Here is a 15,299-nt window from a genome sequence, read left to right as displayed (position 1 = left end):
ATGTGCGTTTGTGCCCATATAGGGTCGTGCGAACCTCCCCTGGCACCTCAGCTCAACGTGGGGAGGACACCCGATGATCGTTCCTGGGTACCGGGACCATCCGACCGAGCGATGGGATCCGATCGCTCCGGTCGATCCGGGTGAGGCCGAGGACTTCCTCCGGCAGTGTTACGTCGAGAACCCGCGCCTCGGCCCCGTCGAACCCCGCCTGGCCATCGTGCGCGCGCAGATCGCGGCGACCGGCGGTTACGTGCACACCACGGAGGAGCTCTCGTACGGCGCGAAGATGGCGTGGCGCAACTCGAGCCGGTGCATCGGGCGGCTGTACTGGCGCAGCCTGATGGTGCTGGACCGCCGCCGCGCCCGCACCGCCGACGAGATCTTCTCGCTGCTCGTCCATCACCTGAACACCGCCGGTGGGACCGGTGCGATCCGCCCGGTGATCAGCATCTTCGCGCCGGCGCTGCCGGGTCAGCCGTACGCCAGGGTCTGGAACGAGCAACTCATCCGGTACGCGGGTTACCGCACCGAGGACGGCAGTTCCGTGGGCGACCCGCGCAACAAGGAGTTCACCGAGGCGCTGCAGGGTTTCGGCTGGCGGGGCAAGGGTGAGGCGTTCGACGTGCTGCCCCTGGCCATCGAGACACCCGCCGAGGGCGTACGCCTCTACGAGCTCCCCGAACGCGCCATCCACGAGGTCCCGCTGACACACCCGGAGTTCGGCTGGTTCGCCGAGCTGGGGCTGCGCTGGCACGCCGTACCGGCGATCTCGAACATGCGGCTGACCATCGGCGGTGTGCAGTACCCGCTGGCGCCGTTCAACGGCTGGTACATGGGTACGGAGATCGGCGCCCGTAATCTCGCCGACGAGGACCGGTACAACATGGTGCCGATCGTGGCGGCGCGGATGGGTCTGGACACCAGCCGCGAGTCGACGTTGTGGCGGGACCGGGCGCTGATCGAGCTGAACCGCGCGGTGCTGCACTCGTTCGAGCAGGCCGGCATGAAGATCACGGACCATCACACGGAGTCGCAGCGTTTCATCACGCATCTGCGCAACGAGGAGAAGGCGGGCCGCCGGGTGCCGGCGGACTGGACGTGGATCGTGCCGCCGGTGTCGGGCGGGATCACGCCGGTCTTCCACCGGTACTACGACGAACTGGACCTGCGCCCGAACTTCTACCTGGACCCGGAAGCCCAGTCACTGTCCAGATCCGGCTGCTCCTACACCGGCTAGGCGAACTCGTTCAGCGGGAAGTCGTCGCGGTGGCGCCAGGCCGCGTCGGTGCGGACGTGGCCGGCGCGTACCCACTTGAGGAGCCGGTGGGAGAACTCCTTGGCCGGGATGCGGCCGGCACTGCGGACCACAAAACCCTCGGAGGTCTCGAGGTCTCGTTGGCCGGCCCAGGCCGCCCGCGCCTCGGTGAGGCTGCCGCCGCGGTAGAGCACGGGGACCACCGGCAGCTCCAGCCGCTGAGCCCAGTCCACGGTGTCGTCCCAGCCCAGAAGGGTGTCGGTCTCGTCCCAGATCCCGAAGACGATGAAAACCCCGGGCAGATCGGTGTACGCGATGCTGCGGCGCGCCCACATCGACTCGCCGCACACCCGCCAGTCGTCCGGGATGCGGTAGGCCGTCATCGCCCACAGCGCCTTCGCCGGGCGGTCCCACGGCTGGGTGCCCGAGTCGAGGGACCGGGCGTACATCGCGTCACGGGTGAAGGTGAGGTTGCCGCCGTCGAGTTTTTCGGTGACGACCAGCTCACCGTCCAGCCAGGACAGATCCTGCTGGATGCGGTCGTCGCTGGTCGCGCCGGGCGAGTCGGGCAGGTGGAAAGTCCGCGGGTACTTTCCGCCCTGCCCGTCCATCAGAAGTCTCCCTCTGCCACCTGGAACACCGTCAGTCCCAGCGCGCGCCACATCTGCACGACCTGCATGCGGTCGTCGAAGACACCGATGACCCGCCAGCGGTCACGGATCTCCCGGTCGAAGATCTCCCGCTTCACGATCGCATCCTTGCGGGAGTCGCCCTCGGGCCGCATGAAGAGTCCTTCGTACGGCACATCGACGTAAAGGTCCAGCCAGGCCTCGGTCTCGGCCCGGCACACGGCGTCGCGCCCCGAGCAGAAGACGATCGCGTGCCCGGCCGCGTGCATCGCCCGGACCGCCGCGATCACCGCCGGGTTCGGCGCGTCCTCACCGACACGACCCCAGTCGTACGGGCTTCGGCCGTTCATCAGCGCGACCGTGCCGTCGATGTCCACGAGGACCACCGGCGGCAACTCCGGATCGGGGTCGTAGACGACACCAGGACCGCCCGTCTCCACGTACGGGATGGGCAGTGGGGTGTTCTTGCCCGCGAGGTAACGCTCGTGCATCCGCCGGATGCCCTCCTCGCCGACCCGCTCGTCACCGTCGCGCCCGGCATCGCGGCGCAGGCACTCCTCCAGCGGCACGTCGGTGAAGTCGTGCACCTCGAACGACGCCCGGAACCGCGCCGCCATCTCGGCCCACTCACGGACGGTCTTGGCCCGCAGGTTGGTATCGTCGACGATGACGTCGGCGTGCGCCCGCAGCAACGCCTCCACCGCGGCCCGCTGGGCGCGCGTCACCTGCCCCTCCGCCCACTGCGTGAAGAGCCGCTGCCCGTGCAGCATCAGCCGCAGGTCGTCACGGTTGACCCGGACGACACCCGGCTGGAGCTTGCGCGCGAACGTGGTCTTGCCGGAGGCGGGCAGGCCTCGCGTGATCAGCAGTCTGGTCATTCCTCACTCACCTCCGGTGCCCTGGGGCGTCAGATCGCCGGCCGGCCGCACGAGCTGCCACAGGCCGGGACGGTAGTCCTTGCCGTCGAGCCGCAGGAAGAGCGCCCCGCGGTGCTCGCTCCGCACGGCCTGACCCGCGAACTCGCGCCGGCCCCAGCCGTCCGGCAGCCCGGCCACGATCGTCGTGAACTCCGCCTCGACGGCCTTCGCCAGCGCTTCCACCTCGTCGGTCAGCTCGGTGGCGACACCGGTGACCCACGCGTGGAACTCGTCCGGCAGGGGTTCCGTCAGCGCGTCCAGGTCGCCGCCCGCGACGAGCACTTCCCAGACGGTACGGGCGGAGAGCCCCGTCACCAGCCGGTGCAGCCGCACGTACTCGGCGTACTTGATCTTCACGCGCTCGTCGGTGCCCGTGAAGTGAACGACGAGCCCCTCACGACCGTCGCGGGGCGGGGCGGCGAGCGCCTCGGCCAGCGTCGCGTAGGCGAACGAGTCGACGACCGGTCCCGGCCACTGCGGCACCGCCGCCGGTCCGAGCGTGCGGCCGGAGGCGATCTCGACCGCGCCGAGCAGGATCAGGTCGTCCAGGCCGCCGTAGTCGAGCACGATGCGGTTCTCCGGGTACACGATCTCGACCAGCACGGTCAGCCCGGCCGGCGGCTCGAAGTCCGCGTACCGGGTGCGCAGGATCTCGGTCGCGTGCCGGGCCTGGTCCGACGCGAACGAGCCGCGGGTGGCGACGGCCAGGTCGGCGCCGTCGCGGTAGATGATCCCGAGCGAACCGTCGGCCTTGTCGGTCACCGTGACCGCCGCGTCCGCGATCAGCTCCGGCGCGTGGCTCTCCGTGTGGTTGAAGAACTTCGGGAAGGGCCGCGCGAGCACGGTGTCACCGTCGGCGATCAGGCCGCGGCAGGCCAGGGTGACCGGCGTCCACGCCGCGGCGTACTGGCAGGCCTCGGTGTAGTTGTAGATCACGTAGGGCCGGCTGGGGTGACGCTGGATCCGGACGTGACCGATTTCGACCGCCGTGGCCAGTTCGACCGGGTCGAGGACGTCCGCGAGCAGCGTCATGACACCTTTCCTTCCGTACGGGAATGCGCTGAGGGCTGCTCACGTTATCGACCAAGGACACAGGAACGCCTCCTGATTTCTGATCAGGGCATGTGACATGGCAGACTGGTCCATCGGCCAGCAAAGGTTCCGGTTCACGCTCGAGTCGTCCGCCCTAGCGGGGCGGTTCGGTGCTGACGGCGACCCGGCGACCACATCATCGAGAGGGACCGAGAAACCATGAAGAGCGGTATCCACCCGGAGTACACCTCGACCGAGGTCATCTGCTCCTGCGGTAGCACGTTCACGACCCGTTCGACCGCCAAGGGCGGCGAGATCCGCGTCGAGACCTGCGCAGCCTGCCACCCGTTCTACACGGGCAAGCAGCGTGTGCTGGACACCGCGGGCCGGGTCGCCAAGTTCCAGGCCAAGTACGCCAAGGTCAACGCGGCCAAGAAGAAGTAGCTGCCTCGACGGCGCCCACCCCGGGATTCCGGGGTCGGGCGCCGTTCGTGTGTCTCGGCGCAACGACCAGCAAAGGCGGCAATTCATGAGCACCGACCGGTTGAGCATGCTGCTCGCGGAGTACGCGGACCTCGAGAAGCAGATGGAGGATCCCTCCATCCACTCCGACCAGGCCCTGGTTCGCCGTGTCGGCCGCCGTTTTGCGGAACTGGCGCCGCTCTACACCGCCAACGTCGAGCTCGAGGCGGCCCGCGCCGACCTGGCCGCGGCCAAGGAACTCGCCGCGGAGGACCCGTCCTTCGCCGGCGAGGTCGAGGCGGTCGCCGCCGCCCTCCAGCCCCTGGAGGAAAAGCTCGGCGAGATGCTGATCCCGCGGGACCCGCACGACGCCAAGGACGTGATCGTCGAGATCAAGGCCGGCGAGGGCGGCCAGGAGTCGGCGCTGTTCGCGGGCGACCTGCTGCGGATGTACACCCGGTACGCCGAGAAGCACGGCTGGATCGTCGAGATCATCGACTCCCAGGACTCCGACCTCGGCGGCGTCAAGGACGTGTCCGTGGCCGTGAAGACCAAGGGCGTACCCGAGGGTGGTCACGGGGTGTGGTCCCGCCTGAAGTGGGAGGGCGGTGTGCACCGGGTCCAGCGGGTGCCGGTCACCGAGTCCCAGGGCCGGATCCACACCAGCGCCGCCGGTGTCCTGGTGCTGCCCGAGGCCGAGGACGTCGACGTGCACATCGAGCCGGGCGACATCCGGGTCGACGTCTTCCGCTCGTCGGGCCCCGGCGGTCAGTCCGTCAACACCACGGACTCGGCCGTCCGCATCACCCACCTGCCCACCGGTACGGTCGTGAGCTGCCAGAACGAGAAGAGCCAGCTCCAGAACCGGGAGTCGGCCATGCGCATCCTGCGGTCGCGGCTGCTCGCCCTGGCGCAGGAGCAGGCCGACGCGGCCGCCTCCGACGCCCGCAAGCTCCAGGTGCGCACGGTGGACCGCTCCGAGCGCATCCGCACCTACAACTTCCCGCAGAACCGCATCAGCGACCACCGGATCGGCTACACCGCGTACAACCTGGACCTGGTGCTCGGCGGCGAGCTCGACGCGGTGCTGGACGCGCTCGGGGAGGCCGACCGGGCGGCCCGCCTGGCCGGTGGGACCGAGATCAGCCGACGTCCGTGACGACCAGGCGGCTGTCCGGGGTCGCGCACACGAGCAGGTCGTCCTCGCTCTGACAGCCGTAATCGAGGACCTGCGGGAGCGTGCCGCGCAGCAGTTCCTCACCGGTGTTCTCGTCGATCCGGCTGATCGACATCAGCCCGGGTGGCTCCTTGGTGCGACGCAGCAGGTAGGGCAGGTCGGTCGCGGTGGCGTTCCACACGGGGACGGCCGCGCCGAGGTCGGCCAGCCGCTTGCCCGTCGCACCGTCGACGAGGTGGTGGCGTGCCCCGGTCTCGTCGTCGTCGAGCAGCACCCGCCCGCCGGGCATCGGGAAGCCGTTGGCCGCCCCGGCGAGCCGCCACCGCACCTCCCCGGTGTCGCGGTCGTACCCGGCGGTGTCGTCCGGGCCGTTGACGCAGAGCACCGGCCCGCAGCCGTAGACACCACCGGACGACGGGCGTTCGACCTCCCACAGCCTGCCCAGCGTCTCGGTGTCGTACGCCGTGACCGCGGTCCGCTCCCGCATGCTGCGATCGATGTAGAGGCGATGGCCGTCGATGCTCAGCGACGTGAACTCGTTGTCGGCGGTGGACTGCCGGACCCACGGGACGGTGCCGCCGGCGACCAGCCGGCCGTCGGACAGGTCGAACACCTCGATGCGGCCGTCGGGCGCCGCCGCGACCAGCCGGTCGGAGCTGTCGTGGTTCATCCAGTCGGTCGCCCAGGTCTCCAGGCCCGCCGCCGGGCGTGACCAGACGGTGGCGCCGTCGCTGACCCGGACCACCTGGAACGTGCGGGCCTTGCTGCCCTCCGCGTTCCACTCGGTCAGCAGGGCACGGCCGCTCACCGCCACCGAGAACTCGCCGGTGCGGCGCCAGAGGACCCGCCCGGTGGCGGTGTCCAGGGCCACGGTCTCCCGGCTGAACTCGCGCGACACCTCGGAGCCGTCCACGTCCTGGTACCGCGTGGTCGTGAACCCGGCCGGCATCAGCAGCACCCCGGATCGGGCCCAGCCCATCCACGTCGTGTCCGTGACACCCTGCGTCGACCACCGCCGGGCGCCGGTCCGGGAGTCGTACGCCGTGATGCGGCTCCCGTCCGGCTGCGACAGCACGTAGACGTTGCCGGCGTCCAGCATGAACGTGTCGGCGCCCTCGGTGTACGGGATGCTCCAGAGCTGCGGGAGTCCTTTCGGATCGGGCCGCGCCGAGCCGGTGACCGTCAGGACGCTGAAGAGGGCGACGACCGCGACGAGGGCCCGCCGGACGTCACGCCGGCCGAGCGGGCGCCGCTCGTGATCGGACAGCGGCTGATCCCCGCCATCCGTCACGAGCCCCAGCTCGATGACGGTCATACCGCGAGCCTAGGGGTTTCCAACGCTGGTCAGGCGGGGGTGCGGTTGGAGGCTGCGGCGGCCAGGGCGGCGCTGAGACTGCGGCCGTTGGTGCCGACCTCGGACCAGCCCGCGGCCAGGCCGATCGGGGTGCCGGGGACGAGCACCTGCCAGTTCTCACCGGCGGCCGCCGCGCTGATCCGCCGGGAGACCTCGGCCGCCTGGGTCGGGCCCGCGCCCGGCAGCACCACCACGAACTCGTCACCGGCAAAACGGGCCACGAAGTCGCCGCGGCGCATGACCCTGTTGAGCACACCGGCGATGCGCTGGAGCACCAGGTCACCGCAGTGCCGGCCGTGCCGTGCGTTGACCGCGGTGAAGCCGATCAGGTCGCAGACGCCGATCGCCGCACGTTCGCCGCGGGCCAGCATCGCCGCGACGTACCGCTCGAGCTGCCGGCGGTTGGGCAGGCCGGTGAGCGGGTCGGTGAGGGTCTCGTCGCCGTAGCGGCCGACGTCGCGCTGCGTCTCCTGGGCGTCCAGCCGGGCGGCGACACCGTCGAGGTAACCGTCGCGGAGCCGGTCGATGCGCTGGGCGGCCAGCCGGAACGCGTGCCGGTCGGCGGTGTGCGCCGCCTCGTGGTTGCCCGCCGAGGCGTAACAGATGCTGCGCAGGCGGGCCGGCTCGGCGGGCCCGAGGATCTCGGGGGAGACCGGGACGGCGTCGAGCCGGCGCAGGGCGTCGGCGGGGCGGTCGGCGGCGATGTCCAGGCAGACCGTGCCGAGGTGCCGCAGATCGCGGGAGCGGACGCTGTCACCACCACCGGTCAGCAGCCCGGCCACGTCGGCCTCCGTCGACTCGCCCAGGGCGGCCCGGCGGGCCAGGGCATAGCCGTAGACGGGCCGGCTGCTCGGCCGCAGCCGCACGTCGGCGCCGCTGGCGACATAGCGGGTCAGCTCGGCGTCGATGTCGCGCAGCACCCGCAGACAGCCGTCGGTGTCACCCTGGTGGTCCAGCGACACGGCGTTGCGCAGGCGGATGCCCGGTGCGGCGAAGACCTCGCTCGCCATGCCCGCGGCCGCACCGACCTGCCGGGCCTGCTCGATCGCCGTCAGCGCATGGCCGTGAAAACCGAGATAGCTGTACGCCATGGCGAGGTCGTGCCAGCCCCAGGCGGTCTCGGAGTCACCGTCCGGCACCGCCGCCAGCGCACGGGACGCCTGCACGAGGTGCGTGACACCGCGGTCGAGGGCACTCTGCAGATGGGCGCCGAGGGCGGCGAACGCGTGCATCTGACCGCGCAGGTACGGGTCGGAGGTCTCCCGGACGGCGTTGCTGGCCAGCGTCATCGCGGTCGCGAACTCGGCGGCCCGGCCCAGGTTGATGAGCGCACCGAACCGCTGGACCAGTGCGTACGCCCGGGTCAGCGGGTCGGCGGTGGTGGCGAGCACCTTGTCGAGGATCGCGAGCGCCTCGGCGGACCGGCCGACCTGCTGGAAATTGCCGGCGTCACGCAGCTCGTCGACGGAGTCCGGGAGCTGATCCAGCCACGTCATGGTGCCGCCACGGCCATCCAGGCCCCTCCTGCCGACGCCGTTCATCGATGGGTGACCCGGCCGGTCACCGTCGAGAGACGACGTTCCATGATTATGCCGTGACGCCGACGCACGAACACCCCTCGGAGGGGACGGAACGGACGCGGTTGGCGCCTGTGCTGGCCCGGGCCACCGCACGGCTGGCCGAGGCGGGTGTCGCATCACCGCGTGTCGATGCCGAGTTGCTCGCCGCGCACGCTCTCGGCGTCGGTCGCGGGCGCCTGCTGCTCATCGACACTCTGCGCGGCACTGAGCTGCGTCGATTCGACGAACTCGTCGCCGAACGGGCCCGGCGGATCCCGTTGCAGCACCTGCTGGGCACGGCCGCGTTCCGGCATCTGGAGCTCGCGGTCGGCGACGGTGTTTTTGTGCCGCGGCCCGAGACCGAGCTGCTGGCCGGCTGGGGGATCGAGCACACCGTGCCCGGCGCGACCGTGGTCGACCTGTGCAGCGGTACGGGTGCGATCGCGCTCTCGGTGGCTGACGAGGCCGAGCCGGCGCGGGTCCTCGCCGTCGAGCGTTCGGCCGCGGCCCTGGCCTACCTGCGCCGGAACGCGGCGGATTTCCCGGCGGTGCAGGTCGTCCAGGGGGACGTCACCGACCTCGGGCTGCTCGCGGAGTGCCGGGGTGAGGTCGACGTGCTGCTCTGCAACCCGCCGTACGTGCCGGACGGGACCGTCGTGCCCGCGGAGGTCGCCGAGCACGACCCGGCGGAGGCCGTCTTCGGCGGCGCCGACGGCCTGGTCGTGATCCGGCCGGTCATCGCCCTGGCGGCGGCCCTGTTGCGGCCGGGCGGCGTGGTCGGGATCGAGCACGACGACGTGCACGCGTCGGCGGTGCCGGACCTGCTGCGCTCGGACGGCCGCTTCATCGACGTGACGGCCCATCGGGACTTCTCGGACCGTCCACGTTTTGCGACGGCCCGCCGCGTGTAGGGCAGGTCACCCGGGCCATGGCAGACTGCATCTCGTGATGCTCTATGACTGCCGCGCCGTGGCCGAACGCGATCGCGGCATCGCCGCGGCCGTCGAGGCGGTCAAGAGCGGTGAGCTCGTCGTCCTGCCCACCGACACCGTCTACGGCGTCGGCGCGGACGCGTTCACCCCGCACGCCGTCAACTCCCTGCAGAACGCTCGCGGCGCGGACCGCCGGGTGCCGCCACCGGTGCTGGTCGGCTCGCGCCACACCCTGGACGGCCTGGTCTACTCGCTGCCCAAGGCCGCCCGGGAGCTGGCCGACGCGTTCTGGCCGGGTGCCCTGACGATCCTGGTCGAGCACTCACCCAGCCTGCAGTGGGACCTGGGCGACACCGGCGGGGTCGTCGCGGTGCGGATGCCGCTGCACCCGGTGGCGCTGGAGGTGCTGCGGGAGGTCGGCCCGATGGCGGTGACCACGGCCAACAAGATCGGTCAGCCCTCGCCCGGCACCGCCGAGGAGGCCCGCGACCAGCTCGAGTACGCCGTCCGGATCTACCTCGAGGCGGGACAGGCCGCCGACCCGGCGCCGTCCACGATCATCGATGTCACCGGGGACGTCCCGCGGGTGCTGCGTGACGGGGCGATCCCGTTCGAGAAGCTGCGTGACGTCGTGCCCGACATCCTGGCCGCGGGAGCGTGACGATGCCGTTCACCGTGCTCCACGTGTGCATGGGCAACATCTGCCGGTCCCCGATGGCCGAGCGGCTGCTCGTGCTCGCCGCCGCGCAGCGCCTGGGCAAGATCGACCCCGAGGCGAAGCTCGACGAGCTGCTCGCCAGCGCCAGCGCCGGTACGGGCGGCTGGCACGAGGGCGAGGAGATGAACCCGCCCGCGGCCCGGCAGATCACCGTGCGCGGCGGCAGCACCGACGGCTTCGCGGCCCGCAAGCTGACGATCGCGCAGCTCGAGGGGGCCGATCTCATCCTCACCGCGACCGCCGACCAGAGCGATTACGTCCACGCGCTGGTGCCCGGCTCGGACGCCCGCACGTTTGTGCTCGGTCACCTCGGCCGGCTGCTGCGGGAGCTGGACCTCTCGGCCCTGCCGCCGGTCGGCGCCGGTCCGGAGTCCTTCGCCGCGCGGGCCACCGCCCTGGTGGCGGCCGCTCACGCGCACCGCGGCGACGACGAGCCGCTGCCCGGTGACGACCTCGACGACCCGTGGGGTCGCGGCGACCAGACGTTCCAGCGCATCGCCGACGACATCGACGAGTCCGTGTACGCGCTGGTCGACGCCCTGTGGCCGGGAGCTCCGAGGCCCGCGTGAGCATCGTCGCGCCGGACGCCGACGGCCTGCGCCGGGCGGTGGACCTCCTGCACCAGGACTGCGTGGTCGCCTTCCCGACCGAGACCGTGTACGGCCTCGGTGCACACGCCTTCTCGCCGAAGGCCGTCGCCGAGGTCTACCGCCTGAAGAACCGCCCGTCGTGGAACCCGTTGATCGTGCACGTCTCCGGTGTGGTGGCCGCCCGGGCGCTGGCCGAGGAGTGGCCCGATCTGGCCAACGACCTGGCGGCGCAGTTCTGGCCGGGTCCGCTGACCCTGGTCGTGAAGCGCGCGGGCCACCTGGCCGGCGTCGGGGCCGAGACCGGCACGATCGCGATCCGGGTCCCCGCGCACGACGTCGCGCTGAAGCTGCTGGACGCCTCCGGGCTGCCGCTGGCCGCGCCGAGCGCCAACCGGTCCGAGGGCATCTCGCCGACGACGGCCGAGCACGTGCTGCGGAGCCTGCCCGACGTCCCGCTCGTGCTCGACGGCGGTCCGGCGTCGTGGGGCATCGAGTCCACGGTGGTCGACCTGACGGGGGAGACACCCAAACTGCTGCGCCCCGGCGCGCTCGGCCTGCGGGCACTGCGCGAGATCACGGGGACGATCGCCCTGCCGGACGAGGTCACGGACGGCGCGGCGCGGTCCTCACCGGGCATGAGCCGGCGGCACTACGCACCGAAGGCGACCGTCATCCTGGCCAAGGACGTGAGCGAGGTCGAGCACCAGGGCCTGGCCGGTCCGGTGGCCGTGCTCAGTTACGAGAGCGTCGAGGACTTCGCCGACGGCCTCGTCGCCGAGGTGCTCAGCGTGGATCCGCGGGAGTATGCGGCCGACCTCTACGCCGCGCTGCACCGCCTCGACGACGCCGGCGTGGCCACGATCATCGTGCAGGCCCCGCCGGAGTCGGAGGAGTGGCTGGCTGTGCGGGACCGGCTGCGCCGGGCGGCAGCGTCGTAGCGCCCTTGGCGATGTTCCGGGCCATGCCGCTGAAGATGATCCCGTGGAACGGCACGACGCTCGCCCAGTACGCGTGCCCGGCGAGTCCGCGCGGCACGAAGATGGCCCGCTGGCGGTAGACGCTCGTCCCGTCCGGGCCCGGTTCGGCGGACATCTCCAGCCAGGCGCGGCCCGGCACCTTCATCTCGGCGCGCAGCCGCAGCAGCTCGCCGGGCTTGATCTCCTCGACGCGCCACCAGTCCAGCGCCTCGCCGACGAAGAGGTGGTTGCGGTCGCGCCGGCCACGCCGCAGGCCGACACCACCGACCAGGCGGTCCAGCCAGCCGCGGACGGACCACGCGAGCGGGAACGAGTACCAGCCGTTCTCCCCGCCGACACCCTCGATGACCCGCCAGAGGGCCCGGGGCGGCGCGTCGACCACACGGCGGCGTTCGTCGACGTAGATGCTGCCGCCGGACCAGTCCGGGTCGCTGGGCAGGGGTTCCGCCGCGGCGTCCCGGCCGACGGCGGTGGACCACCGGGTCTCCACGTTCGCGTCCCGCACCTTGCCGAGGGCGAGGCGGACGGACTCGTCGAAGCCGAGCAGGCCTTCGTCGGGGATGTACCGGGCGATGTCGTGCTCGTGCGCGAAGGCCTCGTGGATCAGGCTGCCGACCAGGGGACGGGCGATGGCGTTCGGCACCGGGGTGACAGCGCCGACCCAGTGCGCGGAGAGCCAGGGACTCAGCGGGCGCAGCGGCATGATGACCCGGCGGCGCAGGCCCGCGACACGGGCGTACCGGCGCATCATTTCCAGGTAGGTCAGGACGTCCGTGCCACCGATGTCAAAACCGCGGTTGACGTCCGCGGGCAGCTCGGCGCTCCTGATCAGGTACCGCAGCACGTCGCGGACGGCGATGGGCTGGATCCGGTTGCGGACCCAGCGCGGGGTGATCATGACGGGCAGGCGCTCGGTCAGGTAGCGGAGCATCTCGAACGATGCCGAACCCGAGCCGATGATCACCGGTGCCCGCAGCACCGCCGTGGGTACGCCGCTGTCCAGCAGGATCTTCGCGACCTCGGCCCGGGACCGCAGGTGGGCCGAGGGGTGTTCGTCGGCGGGCGGTTCGGGGCCGCCGAGGTAGATGATCCGTTTGACCCCGGCCGCCTTGGCCGCGGTCGCGAAGTTGCGGGCCGCCTCCCGGTCGATGCGCTCGAAGTCGCGGTGACCGAGCGAGTGCATGAGGAAGTACGCCACGTCGACGCCCTCGAAGGCGGCCGGGAGCGTGCTCGGATCGGACAAATCGCCCTCGACCACCTCGACCTGCCCGGCCCACGGCACGTCGCGCAGGCGTGCGGCACTGCGGGAGAGGCAGCGGACGGCGTGGCCGGCCTCGAGCAGCCGCGGTGCCAGACGGCCGCCGATGTAGCCGGTGGCGCCGGTGACGAGTGAACGCATAACACCACTGTGCCCGCAGGCAGAGCCTCACAAGCCATATGCTCGAATCCGGCAGCGTCGCCGACGTGAGGGAGCGCGCCATGGAGACTTTCTGGGGTCCCGACTTCGGCGCGCTCGAACGCGAGGATCCGGAGATCGCGGAAGTGGTCCTCGGCGAGCTGGACCGCCAGCGCGGCGGCCTGCAGCTCATCGCCAGCGAAAACTTCACCTCACCCGCGGTGCTGGCCGCGCTCGGCTCCACGCTGACCAACAAGTACGCCGAGGGTTACCCCGGCCGGCGCTACTACGGGGGCTGCGCCGAAGTCGACCGGGCCGAGGAGCTGGCGATCGACCGCGCCAAGGAGCTGTTCGGCGCCGACCACGCGAACGTCCAGCCGCACTCCGGCTCGGCGGCCAACATGGCGGCGTACGCGGCGCTGATCCAGCCCGGCGACACCGTGCTGGCCATGGACCTGCCGCACGGCGGTCACCTCACGCACGGCAGCCGGGTCAACTTCTCCGGCAAGTGGTTCCACCCGGTCGGTTACACCGTGCGCCGCGACACCGAGCTCATCGATTACGACGAGGTCCGCGACCTGGCCCTCGCCCACCGCCCCAAGCTGATCGTCTGCGGCGCGACCGCGTACCCCCGGCTCATCGACTTCAAGGTGTTCCGGGACATCGCCGACGAGGTCGGTGCGTATCTGATGGTCGACGCCGCGCACTTCATCGGGCTGGTCGCCGGCCGCGCTGCCCCGTCGCCCGTAGCGCATGCCGATGTCGTGTGCTGCACCACCCACAAGGTGCTGCGCGGCCCGCGGGGCGGCATGATCCTGTGCCGTGAGGAGCTTGCCGCACGCATCGACAAGGCCGTCTTCCCGTTCACGCAGGGCGGCCCGATGATGCACACCATCGCCGCGAAGGCCGTCGCCCTGCGCGAGGCGGCACTGCCCGACTTCCAGTCCTACGCCCACCAGGTCGTCAAGAACAGTCAGGCGCTGGCTGCCGGGCTGGCCTCGGAGGGCATGCGTCCCGTCTCCGGCGGCACCGACACCCACCTGGCCCTGCTCGACCTGCGCGACACCGGGGTCAGCGGCCGTGACGCCGAGGCCCGCTGCGAGCGTGCGCACATCAACCTCAACAAGAACGCCATCCCGTACGACCCGGAGAAGCCGATGACGGCCTCGGGCATCCGGGTGGGCTCGCCCGCGGTGACGACCCAGGGCATGCGCGAGGGCGAGATGCGCCAGATCGCCGGTCTGATCGCCGCCGCGACGCGCGCCGACCCGGCCTCGGTCACGGGCGCAGCCGCCCTGCGCGACGTCGCCGACGAGGTCTCGGCGCTCGCTCGGCGCTTTCCCGCGTACGCGCAGGTGGGAGTGCCCGCGTGAAGAAGAACGCCGCTGATCAGGTCATCCCCGCCCAGCCGCTGCCCGAGGACAAGCTGGAGGACGACACGCCGCTGCCCGATCTGCCGCCGCTGCCGGCGGATCCGCGCTGGCGTATCGAGCATCTGCCGTTCCTGACCGCGTTCTCGATCGCTCTGATGATCTGCGCGGCGTCCGTGGGCTTTTTTGCCGACGGCGGGCCGGCGGCGGTGGGTGCCGCGGCCGGCGTCGCGATCGTCACGGTCAGCTTCACCATGTCGACGCTCGTGCTGGCGTGGGCGGACACCGTCCGGCCGGCACTCCTGATGCCCCTGGGGCTCATGACGTACGTGGTGAAGTACTCATTGCTCGGCGTGATCCTGGCGTTTGTGATCTCCTCGGAGTGGCCGGGCCGGCTCGCGATGGGCTGGGGTGTTGTCGCGGGTGTGCTCGGCTGGACGGCTGTGCAGATCTGGTGGGTTGCTCGCACGAGCCTCTCAAAGTGATCTTCAGCACCCGAGTTTCGACTGGTCAGTGCCCCTTTGAAAGGCCTCTGTCCACGATCCGGTGACTGTCGCACGCCGAAGTTGTCCGGTTCTGGCGGAGGGGGAGTAGCGTGAGGCCGAGTTGCGAGACCCCTGACGCCTGGACAACTGCGGTTGTGCGGGGGGTCCCGCTTAGCTTCGTGTTTCCTGCTGATATCGTTCGGGCCGTCATGACCGGTCAAAAACCTCCCAGCAACCCCCACGGCGACGACGGTCAGAATCCGCCCGACACGGGCATGGGAATGACGGCGGTCAGCTATCTCCTCGGGGGCATGTTGGTCTGGGGTGGGATCGGCTGGTTGGTCGACCACTACGTCGGGACCAAGGGCATTTTCGCCGGCATCGGCGCTGTCGTTGGCATCGCCGGCGGTGTCTACCTCATCGTGCGCCGTCTCGGCGCCTGACAG

At 71.2% G+C, this 15,299-nt stretch carries 16 protein-coding genes; 10 read left to right on the top strand and 6 right to left on the bottom strand.

Annotated features, from left to right (window positions below; genetic code table 11):
* Window positions 1-73 precede the first annotated feature (73 nt).
* Window positions 74-1,237: a nitric oxide synthase oxygenase gene (locus AFR_RS37635; protein WP_023562078.1), complete on the top strand. Its 1,164-nt coding sequence runs from the start codon at window positions 74-76 to the stop codon at window positions 1,235-1,237.
* On the opposite strand, the gene AFR_RS37630 is transcribed toward AFR_RS37635, so the two are convergent.
* The 3 genes from AFR_RS37630 to AFR_RS37620 are packed head-to-tail and all read right to left on the bottom strand — an operon-like array spanning window position 1,234 to window position 3,833.
* Entirely contained in the window at window positions 1,234-1,866 is a 633-nt protein-coding gene (locus tag AFR_RS37630) for an RNA ligase family protein (protein WP_023562077.1), read from the bottom strand. The two genes, AFR_RS37635 and AFR_RS37630, sit on opposite strands and share 4 nt — an antisense overlap.
* Complete coding sequence (locus tag AFR_RS37625) at window positions 1,866-2,762, bottom strand: phosphatase domain-containing protein (RefSeq protein ID WP_023562076.1); 897 nt, start codon at window positions 2,760-2,762, stop codon at window positions 1,866-1,868. The genes AFR_RS37630 and AFR_RS37625 overlap by 1 nt, the downstream gene beginning before the upstream one ends.
* A gap of 3 nt (window positions 2,763-2,765) precedes the next feature.
* Complete coding sequence (locus AFR_RS37620; protein WP_023562075.1) at window positions 2,766-3,833, bottom strand: RNA ligase; 1,068 nt, start codon at window positions 3,831-3,833, stop codon at window positions 2,766-2,768.
* Window positions 3,834-4,052: 219 nt separating this feature from the next.
* Here AFR_RS37620 and rpmE point away from each other — a divergent pair, with 219 nt between their 5' ends.
* Complete coding sequence (rpmE, locus tag AFR_RS37615; protein WP_023562074.1) at window positions 4,053-4,277, top strand: 50S ribosomal protein L31; 225 nt, start codon at window positions 4,053-4,055, stop codon at window positions 4,275-4,277.
* An 85-nt stretch (window positions 4,278-4,362) separates the two neighbouring features.
* Entirely contained in the window at window positions 4,363-5,454 is a 1,092-nt protein-coding gene (gene prfA / locus AFR_RS37610) for a peptide chain release factor 1 (RefSeq protein ID WP_023562073.1), read from the top strand.
* Here prfA and AFR_RS37605 read toward each other — a convergent pair.
* Both AFR_RS37605 and AFR_RS37600 read right to left on the bottom strand, forming a co-directional pair.
* Window positions 5,438-6,787 carry an outer membrane protein assembly factor BamB family protein gene (locus tag AFR_RS37605; protein WP_023562072.1) on the bottom strand — a complete coding sequence of 450 codons (1,350 nt, stop codon included), beginning with the start codon at window positions 6,785-6,787 and terminating at the stop codon, window positions 5,438-5,440. The genes prfA and AFR_RS37605 overlap by 17 nt on opposite strands.
* 29 nt (window positions 6,788-6,816) lie before the next feature.
* A complete protein-coding gene (locus AFR_RS37600; RefSeq protein WP_023562071.1) occupies window positions 6,817-8,322 on the bottom strand; it encodes a GGDEF domain-containing protein in 1,506 nt (501 codons plus the stop codon).
* 98 nt (window positions 8,323-8,420) lie between these two features.
* Here AFR_RS37600 and prmC point away from each other — a divergent pair, with 98 nt between their 5' ends.
* The 4 genes from prmC to AFR_RS37580 are packed head-to-tail and all read left to right on the top strand — an operon-like array spanning window position 8,421 to window position 11,563.
* On the top strand, window positions 8,421-9,296 hold the full coding sequence (prmC, locus tag AFR_RS37595; protein ID WP_063749561.1) for a peptide chain release factor N(5)-glutamine methyltransferase: 876 nt from the start codon (window positions 8,421-8,423) through the stop codon (window positions 9,294-9,296).
* Between the two features lie 37 nt (window positions 9,297-9,333).
* On the top strand, window positions 9,334-9,978 hold the full coding sequence (locus tag AFR_RS37590; RefSeq protein ID WP_041843242.1) for an L-threonylcarbamoyladenylate synthase: 645 nt from the start codon (window positions 9,334-9,336) through the stop codon (window positions 9,976-9,978).
* Window positions 9,979-9,980: 2 nt separating this feature from the next.
* Complete coding sequence (locus AFR_RS37585) at window positions 9,981-10,604, top strand: arsenate reductase/protein-tyrosine-phosphatase family protein (protein WP_041841431.1); 624 nt, start codon at window positions 9,981-9,983, stop codon at window positions 10,602-10,604.
* On the top strand, window positions 10,601-11,563 hold the full coding sequence (locus AFR_RS37580) for an L-threonylcarbamoyladenylate synthase (protein ID WP_023562067.1): 963 nt from the start codon (window positions 10,601-10,603) through the stop codon (window positions 11,561-11,563). Before AFR_RS37585 ends, AFR_RS37580 begins: the two co-directional genes overlap by 4 nt.
* On the opposite strand, the gene AFR_RS37575 is transcribed toward AFR_RS37580, so the two are convergent.
* Window positions 11,487-13,001, bottom strand: a complete 1,515-nt coding sequence (locus tag AFR_RS37575; RefSeq protein ID WP_023562066.1) for an SDR family oxidoreductase — start codon at window positions 12,999-13,001, stop codon at window positions 11,487-11,489. The genes AFR_RS37580 and AFR_RS37575 overlap by 77 nt on opposite strands.
* 80 nt (window positions 13,002-13,081) lie before the next feature.
* Here AFR_RS37575 and glyA point away from each other — a divergent pair, with 80 nt between their 5' ends.
* The 3 genes from glyA to AFR_RS37560 all read left to right on the top strand — a co-directional run bounded on the left by glyA (window position 13,082) and on the right by AFR_RS37560 (window position 15,296).
* Window positions 13,082-14,371: a serine hydroxymethyltransferase gene (gene glyA, locus AFR_RS37570; RefSeq protein ID WP_041841430.1), complete on the top strand. Its 1,290-nt coding sequence runs from the start codon at window positions 13,082-13,084 to the stop codon at window positions 14,369-14,371.
* Window positions 14,368-14,853 (top strand): hypothetical protein, encoded by a 486-nt coding sequence (locus AFR_RS37565; RefSeq protein ID WP_023562064.1) that lies wholly within the window; start codon window positions 14,368-14,370, stop codon window positions 14,851-14,853. Before glyA ends, AFR_RS37565 begins: the two co-directional genes overlap by 4 nt.
* Before the next feature lie 209 nt (window positions 14,854-15,062).
* Window positions 15,063-15,296 carry an AtpZ/AtpI family protein gene (locus tag AFR_RS37560; RefSeq protein ID WP_041841429.1) on the top strand — a complete coding sequence of 78 codons (234 nt, stop codon included), beginning with the start codon at window positions 15,063-15,065 and terminating at the stop codon, window positions 15,294-15,296.
* Window positions 15,297-15,299: the final 3 nt, after the last annotated feature.

This window comes from Amorphoplanes friuliensis DSM 7358 (assembly GCF_000494755.1).
Classification (GTDB): domain Bacteria; phylum Actinomycetota; class Actinomycetes; order Mycobacteriales; family Micromonosporaceae; genus Actinoplanes; species Actinoplanes friuliensis.
This window is presented reverse-complemented; position numbering and strand designations above follow the sequence as displayed.